We start from the raw sequence: 13747 nt of genomic DNA on the forward strand, positions 1-13747 counted from the left end.
CGAATATACCATTACTTGTCTTTTAAGCCCAGTCGAACACGTTTCTTTTTTGCACAAACTTAGACCTTCAGCCTATTGACTTAGATTAAGAGGGTATAAGTTTGTGTTGTTGAAGGTATTCAGTGGCGTTTTTCTCAGATAAAGGCTTGGAGAAGAGATAACCCTGGGCGATGTCACATTGCAGTTTTTCAAGGTAACAAAGCTGCTGTTCGGTTTCAATTCCTTCAGCCACAACGGTCAATCCCATGGCTTTACCCATAGCGACCATCGCGCTAATAATGGCATCTTGTTTGCCATCCCCGATATTGGCAATGAAAGCCCGATCTATTTTTAGAATATCAATCGGGAACTCGGCTAGATAAGCCAGTGAAGAGTAGCCTGTACCAAAGTCATCTAAAGCGATATTGATATGGCGTTGTTTAATTTGATCCAGCAACAGCTTGACGTTTTTTGAGTTTTCAATCAGTGAAGATTCGGTAATTTCCAGCTCTAAACTTTCCCCAGAAATCTGATAAGTCTGAATGGCATCATCTAGATCGGAAAGCAGTTGCCCTCGTTGCAGTTGTTGCGCCACGACATTGACAGAAACACAAATGTTTTTGAAGCCAATGGAATTCCAGTAACTGATCTGTACCGCTGTTTTGCGAATTACAATGCGTCCAATATCTGAAATCAGGCTGGTTTTTTCTGCCATTGGGATGAACAGTGCAGGTGGAATAATGCCTTTGGTGGGATGATTCCAGCGTACCAATGCCTCAAAACCATAGACATGCTGATCTTTAAAATTGATCTTCGGCTGGTAATAGACGATTAACTCATCATTACGAATGGCTTGGCGTAAATCGCGTTCCAGATAAATCCCTTGCTCAAGCAATGCAGTATTGTCACTGGAATAATATTTGATGGTATGACCACCTAAACGCTTGGCTTCCGTTAAGGCCTGTTCCGCACAATTATTCAAGTAGTCGAGTTGGCGACCATGTTCTGGGTAGAATGAAATCCCCATGGACACAGTAATAAAATGTTCTTGCCCAAACACATCGAAAGACTCTGCAAAAGCTTCCTGTATCCGTTCACAATGCTGCTGAATGGAAGGGCGGATATGTGAAATTTCATAGACAATAGCAAAGTCATCGCCATTCAAATGTGCAAGGAACAGTGCTTCGGTATTGGTGAGACGTAGGCGCTGTGCGACTTGTCGTAAAAGTTCGTCACCACCATTGTTGCTCAAGAATTCATTCAGTGGACGGAAACGGTCAATATTGAGTCGAATGACAGCTAGTTGCTGAATCGAATCTTGATGCGACACCAAATATTGATGCAATTGATAGTTATAGTAAAAACGGTTAGGTAGGTCGGTTAAGGTGTCGTAATTTTCAAGATAAGATAAACGCTGTTCTTGCAGTTTGCGTTCGGTTAAATCAGAAACAATGCCAATGTAGTTGATGACACGGTTATGCTCATCGTGAATAGCATTAATGTGCAGCCATAAAGTCAATTCTTTGCCAGAGCGGAATTTTTCAGTCAGTTCACCGTCATATTCGCCAGTGCGCTCTAATTGTTCAAGAATGTCATGCTGATTTTGTTGTTGATAAGACTTTTTGTTTGTCGTAATGGCAAACAGGTGTTGTCCCAAACAATCTTCTTTATTAAAGCCTGTAATTTTTTCATAAAAAGGATTCACATTTACATAATGCAAGTGCTTGTCCAGAATGAAAATGCCTTCGGCTGCTTGTTCTAGTACGCTGGCTGCAAGTTTTAAACGTTCCTGATCGGTCCGTTCGCGGTGAATATCGCGTTGTATACCGACCATACGCAACGGCTTTTTATTGATTGGATCGCGCTCGATGACGCGACCAATATCATGCACCCATGTCCATTCGCCTGTGTTTTGTTGCACGCGATACGTAGCCTCGTAACGGTCAGTTTCAGCACGAAGATGTTGTTTGAGTGCAGTCTTGAAACCAAGTAAATCATCTGGGTGAATGATGTTTTGTAATTGAATACTATGTTCTTTAGAGTGTTTGCGCTTTTTCTGTTGTTGGTAATCATTGACAGAGATGTGACGCTCTTTAATGTTCCAGTCCCAAGGTTTTAACCCTGCAATTTCATGGGCAAGATCTAAATTTTGTTTCTGATTTTCTAAGTTGAGGTTCATCTGTTCAATATCAAAAGTACGTTCTTTAATCTTTTGCTCTAAAAGTTGGTTATTCTGCTGGAGCTGTAATTCAATTTCTTTGGATTTGTCCATCTCATTTTTTAATTGTACACATAAGTCTTCAGTCCAAGCCACTTGCTGTTCAGCATTTTTAATCAGTTGATTGTTCCGTAAAAACAAAGCAGACAAGCGCTTATGAATGCGGGTAGTGGAATTGGCGCAGAGCAGGATGACAATGAGCACAAAGTTGACGGTGAGATGGAAGAGTTGATTAATTTGGTCAGTCAGAATGAATTGAGAGACAAAGTAAGGAATGATGGAAGGAATAAAAATTAAGCAAAAATAATCTAGACGTTGGGTCAAAAAGGTCAGGGCTAAGGTTTGTGTCACAATCAGCATTAAGGCGGATAAGGTTAATGCATGCACAGGTTCAAAATTTGGATTGACTTCAGGCAAGTAGTAATAAATCAGGGCAATTCCAATTGCGATTAAACTGCCGACACTAATGCAAAGAAATTGTACCCAGCGATGTGCCTGAGAGACTTGATATTGTTCGGATTTAAACCAGAGCGCAGTGAGTAACCAAAACAGACTGACACAACATGCAGTCAGAAAAAACCAAATATTAAAATAAACGGAAAAGTGTGAAAAATTAAACTGATAAACGCAATAAACATATAAAAAAATGATGAGAATGCTGGCCAAAAATAATTGGATATGCCTTATGGAATTATGAATTTGCGCAGCGCGTAACTGCGGTCTAAGATTCGCATCTAAAAAATCTGGCATAACATTCATAACCTTATTTTTGTTTTGTTCTAGATACAGTATAGGTTATACGTTCCATTCATTTGTTTAGTCGTTTAATCAGATCACAAAATATTGAATCACATTTAGATTAATCAGGTTATTCATAAATATCAATCTAATCCATCTGTATTTTCATCATTTTAGAAAAACTATGGTCTAACATTGTAATTAAGGATAGACAATGCAACCACAGGTGCAGTTTCGGTACGCAATACACGTTCGCCAATACACCAGTTCATAAAGCCAACTTCATTTGCAGCCTGAATTTCAGCCTCACTCAAACCACCTTCGGGACCAATCAACAATGCAATGTTTTGACTGGCTTGCGTTAATGGATCGGTTTCATCTTTATTCGGTGCCAGCACAAGTTTAGTCGTTGGTAATTCAGACGCAAGCCATTTCTCTAAACTGAGTGGTGCAAGGATTTTTGGCACAATATTCATGCCGCATTGTTCACAGGCAGCAATCGCGATGCCTTGCCAGTGATCTAGCTTTTTCTGGTCACGGTCATACTTTAAACGCATTTCACAGCGTTCAGAGGTCAACAGTTGAATCTCTGAGACACCCAGTTCGACTGCTTTTTGAATCGCATAATCCATACGATCACCTTTACTCATGACTTGTCCGAGTAGGGTGTGAATAGCAGGAGTTCGATTGGCAGGATTAAAGGTCAGTACCTGAACAGTTGCTGACTTTTTCGCAACTTCGGTGAGTTCAACATGGTATTCACCACCTTGTCCATTGAACAAGGTGGCTTGATCGCCCACTTGAGCGCGAAGTACTTTACACCAATGATGAAAAACGGTTTCAGTCAGTTCAATCTGGGTATCAACCGCTAAATCAGCTTCTATATAAAAACGTGGCATAAAGTACAGCTCGTCAAAGTCAGGATTAAGCTAAACCAAGGTCAGTGACAAGCTGACGGGTTGGATCAGTGGTGTTCATGGTGTAGAAGTGCAAGCTTGGCGCGCCGCCAGCAAGCAAACGTTCGCAAAGTTTCACGACAACTTCATGACCGAAGGCTTTGATACTTGCGGTATCGTCACCATAAGTTGCCAATTGTTTACGAATCCAGCGCGGGATTTCAGCACCTGTACCATCTGCGAAGCGAATTAAATTGCTGGCATTGGTAATTGGCATGATGCCTGGTGCAATTGGAATATTCACACCTTCTTTTTGAATGCGATCTACAAAATAGAAGTAAGCATCTGGATTAAAGAAGAACTGCGTTAAACCTGCATTGGCACCTGCATTGGCTTTGTCGCAGAAACGCTGAATGTCTAAATCAAAGCTTTCTGCTTGTGGGTGCATTTCAGGGTAAGCGGCAACTTCAATATGGAAGTGATCACCTGAATGCTCACGAATAAAGCGCACGAGGTCTGTTGCGTATGGCAACTCGCCTAAACCGACTTGTCCAGAAGGTAAATCGCCACGTAAAGCGACAATACGGTCAATGCCTTGATCTTTGTAGATGTCGAGTAATTCAGCAATACGTGCTTTGTCATCGCCAATACAAGATAAGTGCGGCGCAACAGGCGTACCTTTACCATTGAATTCAGCAATGGCAGCAAGGGTACGTTCACGGGTAGAACCGCCAGCACCGTAAGTAATCGAGAAGAACTCTGGGTTTAATAACTGAAGTTCTTGGTGTACGACTTTAAGTTTTTCTGCGCCAGCATCGGTTTTGGTTGGGAAAAACTCAAAAGAAATTGGAACTCTTTTGCTCATCATCAAATCCTTTTTTATAAATGCTATTTTTTGTGTTTACCCTCATCCCATCCTTCTCCCAGAGGGAGAAGGCGATTCATTACATTGAATAGAGATAACAAGATTTCACTGCTAACATCATTCTGTAATGAAAGTCTCTCCTAACAGGAGAGGTTAGGAGAGGTTTGCAACTTAGTATTTATAAGCGTCGGATTTGAACGGACCTTCAACAGCTACACCTAAGTAGTCTGCTTGTTCTTGAGTCAATTGAGTCAAGACACCACCAAAACCAGCAACCATTGCCGCAGCAACTTCTTCATCTAATTTCTTAGGAAGTAGTTCTACACGAATCGCTGCTTGTTTTTGATCTTCTGGAAGATCAGCAAATTTTTCAGCGAACAAGTGCATTTGACCAAGTACTTGGTTAGCAAATGAACCATCCATGATACGTGATGGGTGACCCGTTGCATTACCAAGGTTAACCAAACGACCTTCAGAAAGAAGAATGAGGTAGTCACTGTCATTTTCAGAACGGTAAACTTGGTGAACTTGTGGCTTCACTTCAACCCACTTGTAACCACGTAAGTAGTTGGTGTCGATTTCAGTGTCGAAGTGACCGATGTTACACACCACTGCACCTGCTTTTAATGAATCAAGCATTGCAGCATCACATACGTGGTAGTTACCTGTAGTCGTTACGATGAGGTCAGTATTTTGAAGAATGTCAACATTGATGTCTTCTTTCTTGCCAGTTTGTACGCCATTTTTGTATGGAGATACAACTTCGTAACCGTCCATGCATGCTTGCATAGCACAGATAGGGTCAACTTCAGTGACACGTACAATCATGCCTTCTTGACGAAGTGATTGAGCAGAACCTTTACCGACATCACCGTAACCAATCACAAGTGCACGACGACCAGATAAAAGCATATCTGTACCGCGTTTGATGGCATCATTCAGTGAGTGACGGCAACCATATTTGTTGTCGTTTTTAGACTTAGTTACTGAGTCATTCACGTTGATTGCAGGAACTTTCAAAGTACCATCACGAAGCATTTCATACAGACGTTGTACGCCCGTTGTTGTTTCTTCAGTTACACCGTGGATTTTTGCAATCACTTCAGGATATTTTTCATGAACAAGTAGGGTTAAATCACCACCATCATCCAAAATCATGTTGGCATCCCAAGGTGTGCCATTTACATTGATTTGTTGTTCTAAACACCACATGTATTCTTCTTCTGTTTCGCCTTTCCAAGCAAATACAGGAACACCAGAAGCAGCAATTGCAGCAGCAGCGTGGTCTTGAGTAGAGAAGATATTGCATGAAGTCCAACGAACTTCTGCGCCTAATTCAACTAATGTTTCAATTAAAACAGCAGTTTGAATGGTCATGTGGATACAGCCAAGGATTTTCGCACCTGCAAGTGGTTTTGCAGCAGAATAACGCTTACGAAGACCCATTAAAGCTGGCATTTCAGCTTCAGCAAGTTTGATTTCTTTACGGCCGTAATCAGCTAGAGTGATGTCAGCAACTTTGTAATCTGTAAATGAAGCATTAACCGCGTTCATTACGATCTCCTTATAAAAACAAAAATTGATCATTATGTTCGCGGATGCCGTTGTTGATTAGAACGAGTGTCCAACCGAATCGTCGAGCCTAGCGATCTTACATTTATGTGCCTGTAAGAAAGTCGCAGCATCCCTCGACTGCGGGCTATTGTACTTGGAAATTGATTTTGTTCCAATCTGTAATTGGTTAATATCTGGTTGATAAGAAAATTTTGATATGATTCAATGAGTAATGAATTCGAATATCAAATTAAAGAATGGGGTGACATTAAAGAAGATTATTCAAAGGGTAGTCTAATTATTGGTAATGGTGCAAGTATGGCGCTGCATTCTAAATTTGGGTTTAGTTCATTAAAAGAAAAAGCGGAAGAATTACTACTTTTTAATGAAGATATTTCAATGCTTTTTAAAGAATTTGATACAACTGACTTTGAGTTAATTCTCCGTTTAGTTTGGCATGCTAAATTAATTAATGAAAAATTGAACATCGAAGATTGTAAAACAAATCAAGCCTATGAAAATATAAAAAATGCATTGATTCAAGTTGTACGAGAAGTACATTGTACAAGAGATCAAATTGAAGATCAGTTACCCCAACTGTATGATTTTACTAAGTACTTTAGCACGATTGTTTCACTAAATTATGATCTGTTGTTGTACTGGGTTCTTATGTTTGGAAATGATTCAGAAATAAATTGTGATGGTCATATATTTAAAGATTGTTTTCAATCAGGTGGCAGTTTTAGGGATGATTGGGCAACGCTGAGAACACCTATACGCAACCAAAAGACGGTTACTTTAACGTTTTATCAACATGGAAATTTATCTATATTTAGGGATGTAAAAAACATAGAAAGCAAGCTTAAATCTAATATAAATAATAATTTATTAGAGGTAATAACAGATCAATGGTCTGATGAAAAAATTCCTTTATTTGTGGCTGAGGGTACTGGCAAAAAGAAAGAGGAATCTATCAAGACAAGTCAATATCTGAGTACGATTTACTATGAAGTCTAACCGAGTTTAATTAACATAGCTCATAATTTGGTTATTTATGGCTGGGGTATGGGTGAACAAGAGTCTCACTTGGTTAATCAAATTTTTAAGCATAAATTGAGTGGTAAAATTGCAATTTCTACTTACTCTAAAGACCAATCAGAGTGTCATCGTATTTATACTGAAATAAATAAGTTAGCTCCACAAGTTGAGGTGGAATTTTCTGATAGTCAAAGCTCAGGTTGCTGGAATAATCCTTGAGTTTAAATCCATAAGCATTATCATCCGCCCATTACATCTTGAGATCAAACGTATGGCTTTAGAGATTCCTGATTCGCTATTGAATCTAGAAGCAAACTGCGGCGTCTTTGCGGTTTGGATGTTGCTGCAACATCATGGCGTGCATGTCGATATGAATGAACTGATCAAGTTATGCCGACATGATCATCAAGATGGCACGTTTACCATTGCTTTGGCGGTTGCCTTAAAGAAGATTGGATTTAAGGTCTCTTTCCATACAGACCCTGATCCGAATATTGACCGTACCGAAAGACAAAGCTATAGCGAGGCGAAAGCGTTGCGAATCCCGATTGAGCCTGCTTTGAGCTATGCGCAAATTCAGACCCAAATTAAGCAAGGGAAAATGGTGATTGTGTACTACGATACACTGGATGAAGTCGGTAATCAGTCCTTGGTGTATTCAATTGATGATCAGGAAATTTGTTTCTTTGATAATTTTGAACCAATGCCTGCACAAGTATTTGAGCAACAACGTAAAGCCGAAGGAATCTGCCGACAAGCGATTGTGATTGATGATCGCGGCGTGCAGTTGCAATCTACGGTACGCAATTAACAAACTTTAAAAACACGAAGCTTGATGCGTTTTTATAGATCGACATCAAGCTTGGAGTTTACACAGGGCATTACGATGCTTTAATCATGCTATGGGTGTTCATCTCATAAAATGAAGGTTTACAAGATTTAAAGGATTAGTCTTGTTCTTTATTCCATTCTTCAAACAGTGCATTGACCCAGTCATTTTTGCCATTATTAATTCGATAACTTTCTAATTCTTTAAAGTGACCATCTTCAATAAGATAATAAACCAGCTCACATTGTTCATGATCACCTGTGCGACTTCCCGTGCCAATCAGTAATCGGCTATCACGTTGGAATTTTATCTGCCTTGGCGAAAAACCAAATTGTTCGGTATAGCAGTCTTTGAAAGAATCGGGTAAATAGGCGGTAGTACCTGTTTTTGCATCATAGAGTAAACCTGCGACGCAGCCACCACCGCAGCCAAAAGTTTCAATACCATAATGCCCTGCAAAATTGACAGGCTGTTGCGAAAGTTCAGTCATTAAGGTTTTATACAGTTTGGTTTCTTTATTCAGCACAACCGTATAGTTTTTTCCTGTATAAACTGGGGCAGGATAATCCTGAAAAGTTGGTTGAGCGAACAGTATGCTTGAGGGCAGTAGGGTCGAGAGGGTGAGAAGCATTTGTCTGAATGGCATGAAAGTCCCCTAAAATTGTCTAATCTTAAATAAATTCAATATAGTATAAAAAGAACCATCAAAAAAATCAGAATACCTTGAAAGGATGAGAAATGAATCAACAACAATGGCTCGGTTTTTGGCTAAGCATGGCGATTGTGGCTAGTGCACATGCCAATGACAGTACAGGTTTTGTGGGTACAGGCGGGGTCGAGTATGTACATAACCCTAATATTTCAATGCAAAGCGAAGACTTATTCATCAGTAAAAAACAGATTCGGGTGGATTATCATTTTAAGAATCTCACCACGCGTGACATTACCGAAACGATTTTGTTTCCTTTACCCCGTGTCAGTAGTTCCAGAGACAGTGATTTTGCAGATACCGAAGGTTTAATCCAAAGCTTTCAGGTTCGACAAAATGGTCAGTTACTCAAACCTACTACACATGTGCGTGCTTTCTTACCTGATCCAAATGCCATGCCAGATGCATCCGCGGAAGATCCTGTTATTGATGTCACGACAGCATTGAAAGCCTGTGGTTTGTCTGATCAGGAACTTATGCTGCCGTGGACGCAGAATCAGGAGATTGAAAAAATCAGTGCCAAGATGATGCAGTGTAATAACCCGAAAGTACAAGCCTTGTTGAAATCGTATGATCACGGTGATGAGGTTTATTGGGAAGCGCAAGTGGTGTATAGCTGGCAGCAGACCTTTAAAGCCAATGCCATCACGCGTATTCAACATCAGTATCGACCTCTAGTTGGCGGTTCAGTTGCCCTGTATCCCGATGAAGACGAAAAAACCTATTGTATGGATTCTTCCTTTAAAGCGGGTTTACGCAAGGCAAAGGCACAACATGCACCCTATAGCGCACTGAGTTATATTCTGACCACGGGTGCGAACTGGGCTAAACCGATTGCAGATTTTAAGCTCACGGTTGAACGTGAGGCAGGGGAATTGGTGTCTTTTTGTTGGGATGGCAAAGTACAAAAAATCAGTCCAACCCGCTTTCAAATGTCGAAAAAGAATTTCAAGCCGAAACAGGACTTGAATATTATTTTTGTGAATACAAAATTTCGATTTGAATAAAAAGCCCATGCTGAACATGGGCTTGAAATTGATTGGGCTTAGCTGAATTGTTGTGCCTTGAGTGACCATTCGTCTGCTTTGGCTTCATCAATTTCTACGCCCAAACCATGCTCATAGATACAGGCTAAATCACGCATGGCTTGTACTTCGCCTAACTCTGCAGCTTGTTGTACTAAGGCAACGGACTTGGCAACATCTTTTTCTACGATATTACCGCGGCGATAAAAACCCGCTAATTCTAAAATCGCTGCAGGATGATTCAAGGCACTGGCTTGTTTGAGCCAGTGATAGGCATGTTCAAAATAAGTGTTGGCTTCGGTCGGATCTTCTTCAAGCAGTTCTTTGGCATAGACCACATAGCCTTCACCTAGCCAGTACATGGCTTCCACATGACCATTGCCCGCAGCTTTGAGTGCCCATTCTTCGGCACGTTCAATATCCTGCTCATCTTCACTTTCCATGTAGAGATTGGCTAATTCAAACTGAGCTTCGGCATTACCTGCACTTGCTCGATTAATCAGTTCCGCAGAAATAGAGGGAAGACGAGACATAACAATTCCATTCACAAGCAATAAAAAAGCCAATCAGAAGATTGGCTGGGAGATTATAACTGAAAATTCGAGATGATTGTGTAGCTTTAAAACAGAAGAAATCCTGCGGTGATTACTGTGAGTCCGATCAGTAGATAAGCGAGATTTTTTATTTTATCAGGGTAATAACTTAGCATGAGCCCAATCAGTAAGGCAGCGAAAGTTAAGACGCCAACCCAATAGCTGAGCATGCTGCTGATTTTTCCTGAGAGCAGACAAATCACGAGGCTAGTCAATAAGAGTAGCCAACCTAAGGTGGTAGCAATACTGCTCTGAACAGGGTTAAGCTCGCGATTAAAAATCTGTTTCTGGTGCTTCGTCATGGCACTTGCTAAAGCGATGAATGCTAAACTGGAGATTAACCAAATCAAGAGAAAAAAACTCATGGACTGATCTCCTGTGGTTTTTGCGGGACTTTCTTGGGTTTTGCCACCACGCCTTTGTGCTGCTTAACTTTGCGATATGCTAGATAAAAAATTCCTGCCAATACCCAAGTCATTAAATCGAAACTGGCAATCATCCATTGACCATTGGCAATGCTGTGCCACAGTGGTTGTCCACCTGTAACAACATTCAGAACAGGCAAACCTGCATATACGAGGCTGCTGAAGAACAGCAGTTCGAGCCATGCTTGGCGATGGTTACGAAACATCGCATAGAGGAGGCTGAATAGCCATGCCATCAAGAAACTGCGGATTTCCCATTCGGCACGGGCTTCTAACTGCAAAGGTAATAGGCGGTTGGCATAGAAATATGCAGCGCACGCAAGAGGTAAGCCAATGATGGCGGCAATATTGGTGACTTCAACTAAGCGATAGCCAAATGATTTATAACCTTGCTTTTGTTGTTGTGGGGCACGTTTTACACACCACAATATCAGTCCTGTTGCGACCATTAAGGTGCCTAAAACCCCTGAGCCGAACAGTAACCAGCGTAAGCTTAGGTCTAAGCCACGTGCTTCGTGTAATACGGTCACCACATTGTAAATCCCCATGGGAACTGAGGTGCGGTAAGCTGTTTGCGGGTCTGTGGTATTTTCTCCAGTAACTCCATTAAATTGAAAACTCGGCATGACATTTCGGGCAATGACGCTTTCAGCATACAGCGCTTTAATTTCTACTGTGGCATCTGTGGTGTTAGGTGCAATAATTTGGATTGAACCGATCGGATTGCTTTGCCATTGTGCTGCGGCATAATTCAACATAGGGGTGAGGTCTGCCAGTACTGCGGCTTGACTTGGTTTTTCATGGAGCTCACGAGGTTCATGTGCGCCATGACCTTGTCTCTCACGGCCAGATGAGGGTTCACCTGAACGGACTTGCATATTTTGTTGTTCAGCTGGATTGGTTGCTGTACGAGGATGCTGATGCATTCCAGTATTTTGTGCGGACGGCTCTGCAGCGCGTACTTCAAATTGAGGTTTAGCGGACTGAGCATTGGTCTGTGTGCGTAAATCTTTTATAAATTCCTGCCGATCTGAATAGACCTGATTGATTCCCCAAGGCATCAGCATGAACATTAACAGGAGCAAGCCGCTAAAGGTGATCATGATATGAAAAGGCAGGGCAAAGACGGCTGTGGCATTGTGAGCATCAAGCCATGAGCGTTGTCCCTTACCGGAACGGAAGGTGAAAAAGTCTTTAAAGATTTTTTTATGAGTAATTACACCACTGACAATGGCAACCAACATCAACATGGTGGCAAAACCGACCAACCAGCGTGTCCAGAGTCGGGGTAATCCATACAATTCAAAATGGAAGCGATATAAAAAATTCCCGCCACGCGTGTCGCGAGCAGTTAAGACTTCACCTGTTTGGCTGTCTAGGCTGATCCGTTCACCGCCGCGCCGTGCATGCGGGTCTTCGCCTTGTTTGCGTACAATCAGTTCGGTGGTGGTTTGGCATGAATTCGGTAATAGCATCATCCAGCTTGCCGCATCAGGATAGTTTTTTTGCAGATAATTTAAGGCAATTTGAGTCTGTTGGATCTGGGTATTATTGGCTACCGACTGATGTAACTCAGGTTTCATCCAAACCGTAATTTCATTCTGAAAAAAACTCAGCGTGCCTGTCACAAAAATCGCATACAGCAACCAGCCTAAAATCAGACTTGCCCATGTATGCAACCATGACATCGATTGGCGAGGGCCTTCTATTTTATGATCTACACGCATATCAAGCCCCTAAGTACAGGGTCATTGCCCATAACAGCAAGCAGGGCAAGACAATGCCGAGCGTGGCTTTTAAGGTTTTGTGTACCATGAACACCCAAATGAAAGCAGCACAATGAATGCTAAACGCCAGCAAAGTTGCACTCATGGCAGCGGCTGCACGATATTCACTGAATGCTTGTGCGACAACCATTGCTGTGAGGGATGCCAAGGCATAACCACCAACAATCGCAAGCAAGAAACGATAGAACACCATAAAGCGATATTTGAGTAAGCTAAGGTCTGAATGCTGGAGTTTTTTCGGTTTTCCCACAGCCAGTGACGCTGTAAGTGAATTTGCAGGATTGGAGTTATTCATGGTAGGGGCTAAAGTTAGTTATGTAATTTAATGTTAATGCAAATGATAACAATTATTATTCATAATTAAAACCAGCAATCTAAAATTAGCTGACAAGTTATTTATTTTTGAGAGAAAGGTGAGCAGTTAAACAGTTAGGCAATGATTTAAAAATACGTTGAATGGAAATGACATCATCACTTGTGAATCAGGCATGAACTCCTTCAAAATGGGATTAAATACATGCGATTCATAATAGGAATGAGACGTGCTGAAATTAATTTATTATGTACCTGAAAGCCATTTAGATGCGACCAAACAGGCCATTTTTGCAGTTGGTGCTGGGGGCATCGGCAATTATGAACACTGTGCATGGCAAGTTTTAGGCACAGGGCAATTCAAGCCTGTACAGGGGGCAAATCCATTTATTGGACAGCTAGATAGTTTAGAGCAAGTGCCTGAGTGGCGTGTGGAAACCATTGTTCCAGAAACACGGGCGAAGTTGGTGGCGCAAGCGCTTAAAGCGAGTCATCCTTATGAAGAACCTGCTTTTGAATTTATTCAAATTCTGGATATTATTTAGCTCAAATAGATTTCCAAACTGAAAATTAGATACACGAAAATGTCATCTGCAATTGTTCGAGGCAGGATAAATTATGAAAAAAATGTTTCTGCGAAGTACTGAGATATAGATGGGTATAGCCGAGTTTTTCAGATCTTGCGCTGCTATAGTCGCACCTCAGGTTTTGCCTACTTTTCCCGAAAGAAAAGTAGGTCGAACCGAAGGTTAGTTTCACAATTAAAATTTTCTTGAAAA

General features: G+C 41.3%; 12 protein-coding genes and 1 pseudogene. 4 read left to right on the top strand and 9 right to left on the bottom strand.

Translation table 11 applies throughout. From position 1 onward, the window contains the following. Nucleotides 1-85: 85 nt before the first annotated feature. From ACWQ4X_RS01800 to ahcY, 4 genes are all read right to left on the bottom strand, one after another. Nucleotides 86-2947: a putative bifunctional diguanylate cyclase/phosphodiesterase gene (locus ACWQ4X_RS01800; RefSeq protein WP_457902492.1), complete on the bottom strand. Its 2862-nt coding sequence runs from the start codon at nt 2945-2947 to the stop codon at nt 86-88. Between the two features lie 170 nt (nt 2948-3117). Then, complete coding sequence (locus ACWQ4X_RS01805; protein ID WP_457902493.1) at nt 3118-3834, bottom strand: 16S rRNA (uracil(1498)-N(3))-methyltransferase; 717 nt, start codon at nt 3832-3834, stop codon at nt 3118-3120. Nucleotides 3835-3859: 25 nt separating this feature from the next. Next, on the bottom strand, nt 3860-4696 hold the full coding sequence (metF, locus tag ACWQ4X_RS01810) for a methylenetetrahydrofolate reductase [NAD(P)H] (protein ID WP_457902494.1): 837 nt from the start codon (nt 4694-4696) through the stop codon (nt 3860-3862). A gap of 171 nt (nt 4697-4867) precedes the next feature. Further along, nucleotides 4868-6250, bottom strand: coding sequence for an adenosylhomocysteinase (gene ahcY / locus ACWQ4X_RS01815; protein WP_457902495.1), 1383 nt, complete (start codon nt 6248-6250; stop codon nt 4868-4870). A 318-nt stretch (nt 6251-6568) separates the two neighbouring features. Between ahcY and ACWQ4X_RS01820 the strand changes: the two are divergent. Together ACWQ4X_RS01820 and ACWQ4X_RS01825 are read left to right on the top strand one after the other, a co-directional pair. Beyond that, a pseudogene (locus ACWQ4X_RS01820) lies at nt 6569-7507 on the top strand (DUF4917 family protein). 52 nt (nt 7508-7559) lie between these two features. After that, complete coding sequence (locus ACWQ4X_RS01825; RefSeq protein ID WP_457902496.1) at nt 7560-8099, top strand: cysteine peptidase family C39 domain-containing protein; 540 nt, start codon at nt 7560-7562, stop codon at nt 8097-8099. Between the two features lie 136 nt (nt 8100-8235). On the opposite strand, the gene ACWQ4X_RS01830 is transcribed toward ACWQ4X_RS01825, so the two are convergent. Beyond that, nucleotides 8236-8763, bottom strand: coding sequence for a hypothetical protein (locus ACWQ4X_RS01830; RefSeq protein ID WP_457902497.1), 528 nt, complete (start codon nt 8761-8763; stop codon nt 8236-8238). Between the two features lie 92 nt (nt 8764-8855). On the opposite strand from ACWQ4X_RS01830, the gene ACWQ4X_RS01835 reads away from it, so the two are divergent. Beyond that, nucleotides 8856-9833: a DUF4424 family protein gene (locus tag ACWQ4X_RS01835; RefSeq protein ID WP_457902498.1), complete on the top strand. Its 978-nt coding sequence runs from the start codon at nt 8856-8858 to the stop codon at nt 9831-9833. Nucleotides 9834-9871: 38 nt separating this feature from the next. Here the strand turns inward: ACWQ4X_RS01835 and ACWQ4X_RS01840 are convergent, their stop codons facing one another. The 4 genes from ACWQ4X_RS01840 to ACWQ4X_RS01855 form a co-directional block, all read right to left on the bottom strand. Further along, nucleotides 9872-10384, bottom strand: coding sequence for a tetratricopeptide repeat protein (locus tag ACWQ4X_RS01840; RefSeq protein ID WP_457902499.1), 513 nt, complete (start codon nt 10382-10384; stop codon nt 9872-9874). An 86-nt stretch (nt 10385-10470) separates the two neighbouring features. Then, the gene (locus ACWQ4X_RS01845; protein WP_457902500.1) at nt 10471-10809 is read right to left on the bottom strand and encodes a DUF3325 family protein; all 339 of its coding nucleotides are present in this window, start codon (nt 10807-10809) and stop codon (nt 10471-10473) included. After that, nucleotides 10806-12596 (bottom strand): PepSY-associated TM helix domain-containing protein, encoded by a 1791-nt coding sequence (locus tag ACWQ4X_RS01850; protein ID WP_457902501.1) that lies wholly within the window; start codon nt 12594-12596, stop codon nt 10806-10808. The genes ACWQ4X_RS01845 and ACWQ4X_RS01850 overlap by 4 nt, the downstream gene beginning before the upstream one ends. A gap of 1 nt (nt 12597) precedes the next feature. Next, a complete protein-coding gene (locus ACWQ4X_RS01855) occupies nt 12598-12951 on the bottom strand; it encodes a hypothetical protein (protein WP_457902502.1) in 354 nt (117 codons plus the stop codon). Between the two features lie 247 nt (nt 12952-13198). On the opposite strand from ACWQ4X_RS01855, the gene ACWQ4X_RS01860 reads away from it, so the two are divergent. After that, nucleotides 13199-13513 (top strand): NGG1p interacting factor NIF3, encoded by a 315-nt coding sequence (locus ACWQ4X_RS01860; protein ID WP_457902503.1) that lies wholly within the window; start codon nt 13199-13201, stop codon nt 13511-13513. Nucleotides 13514-13747: the final 234 nt, after the last annotated feature.

The organism is Acinetobacter sp. NigerLNRRAM0016 (assembly GCF_054112845.1).

Bases quoted from the DNA above. Each gene is read 5' to 3' on its own strand.
- ahcY (WP_457902495.1), bottom strand. From the start codon at position 6,250: ATGAACGCGGTTAATGCTTCATTTACAGATTACAAAGTTGCTGACATC.
- ACWQ4X_RS01805 (WP_457902493.1), bottom strand. From the start codon at position 3,834: ATGCCACGTTTTTATATAGAAGCTGATTTAGCGGTTGATACCCAGATT.
- ACWQ4X_RS01835 (WP_457902498.1), top strand. From the start codon at position 8,856: ATGAATCAACAACAATGGCTCGGTTTTTGGCTAAGCATGGCGATTGTG.
- ACWQ4X_RS01825 (WP_457902496.1), top strand. From the start codon at position 7,560: ATGGCTTTAGAGATTCCTGATTCGCTATTGAATCTAGAAGCAAACTGC.
- ACWQ4X_RS01830 (WP_457902497.1), bottom strand. From the start codon at position 8,763: ATGCCATTCAGACAAATGCTTCTCACCCTCTCGACCCTACTGCCCTCA.
- ACWQ4X_RS01850 (WP_457902501.1), bottom strand. From the start codon at position 12,596: ATGCGTGTAGATCATAAAATAGAAGGCCCTCGCCAATCGATGTCATGG.
- metF (WP_457902494.1), bottom strand. From the start codon at position 4,696: ATGAGCAAAAGAGTTCCAATTTCTTTTGAGTTTTTCCCAACCAAAACC.
- ACWQ4X_RS01840 (WP_457902499.1), bottom strand. From the start codon at position 10,384: ATGTCTCGTCTTCCCTCTATTTCTGCGGAACTGATTAATCGAGCAAGT.
- ACWQ4X_RS01800 (WP_457902492.1), bottom strand. From the start codon at position 2,947: ATGCCAGATTTTTTAGATGCGAATCTTAGACCGCAGTTACGCGCTGCG.
- ACWQ4X_RS01845 (WP_457902500.1), bottom strand. From the start codon at position 10,809: ATGAGTTTTTTTCTCTTGATTTGGTTAATCTCCAGTTTAGCATTCATC.
- ACWQ4X_RS01855 (WP_457902502.1), bottom strand. From the start codon at position 12,951: ATGAATAACTCCAATCCTGCAAATTCACTTACAGCGTCACTGGCTGTG.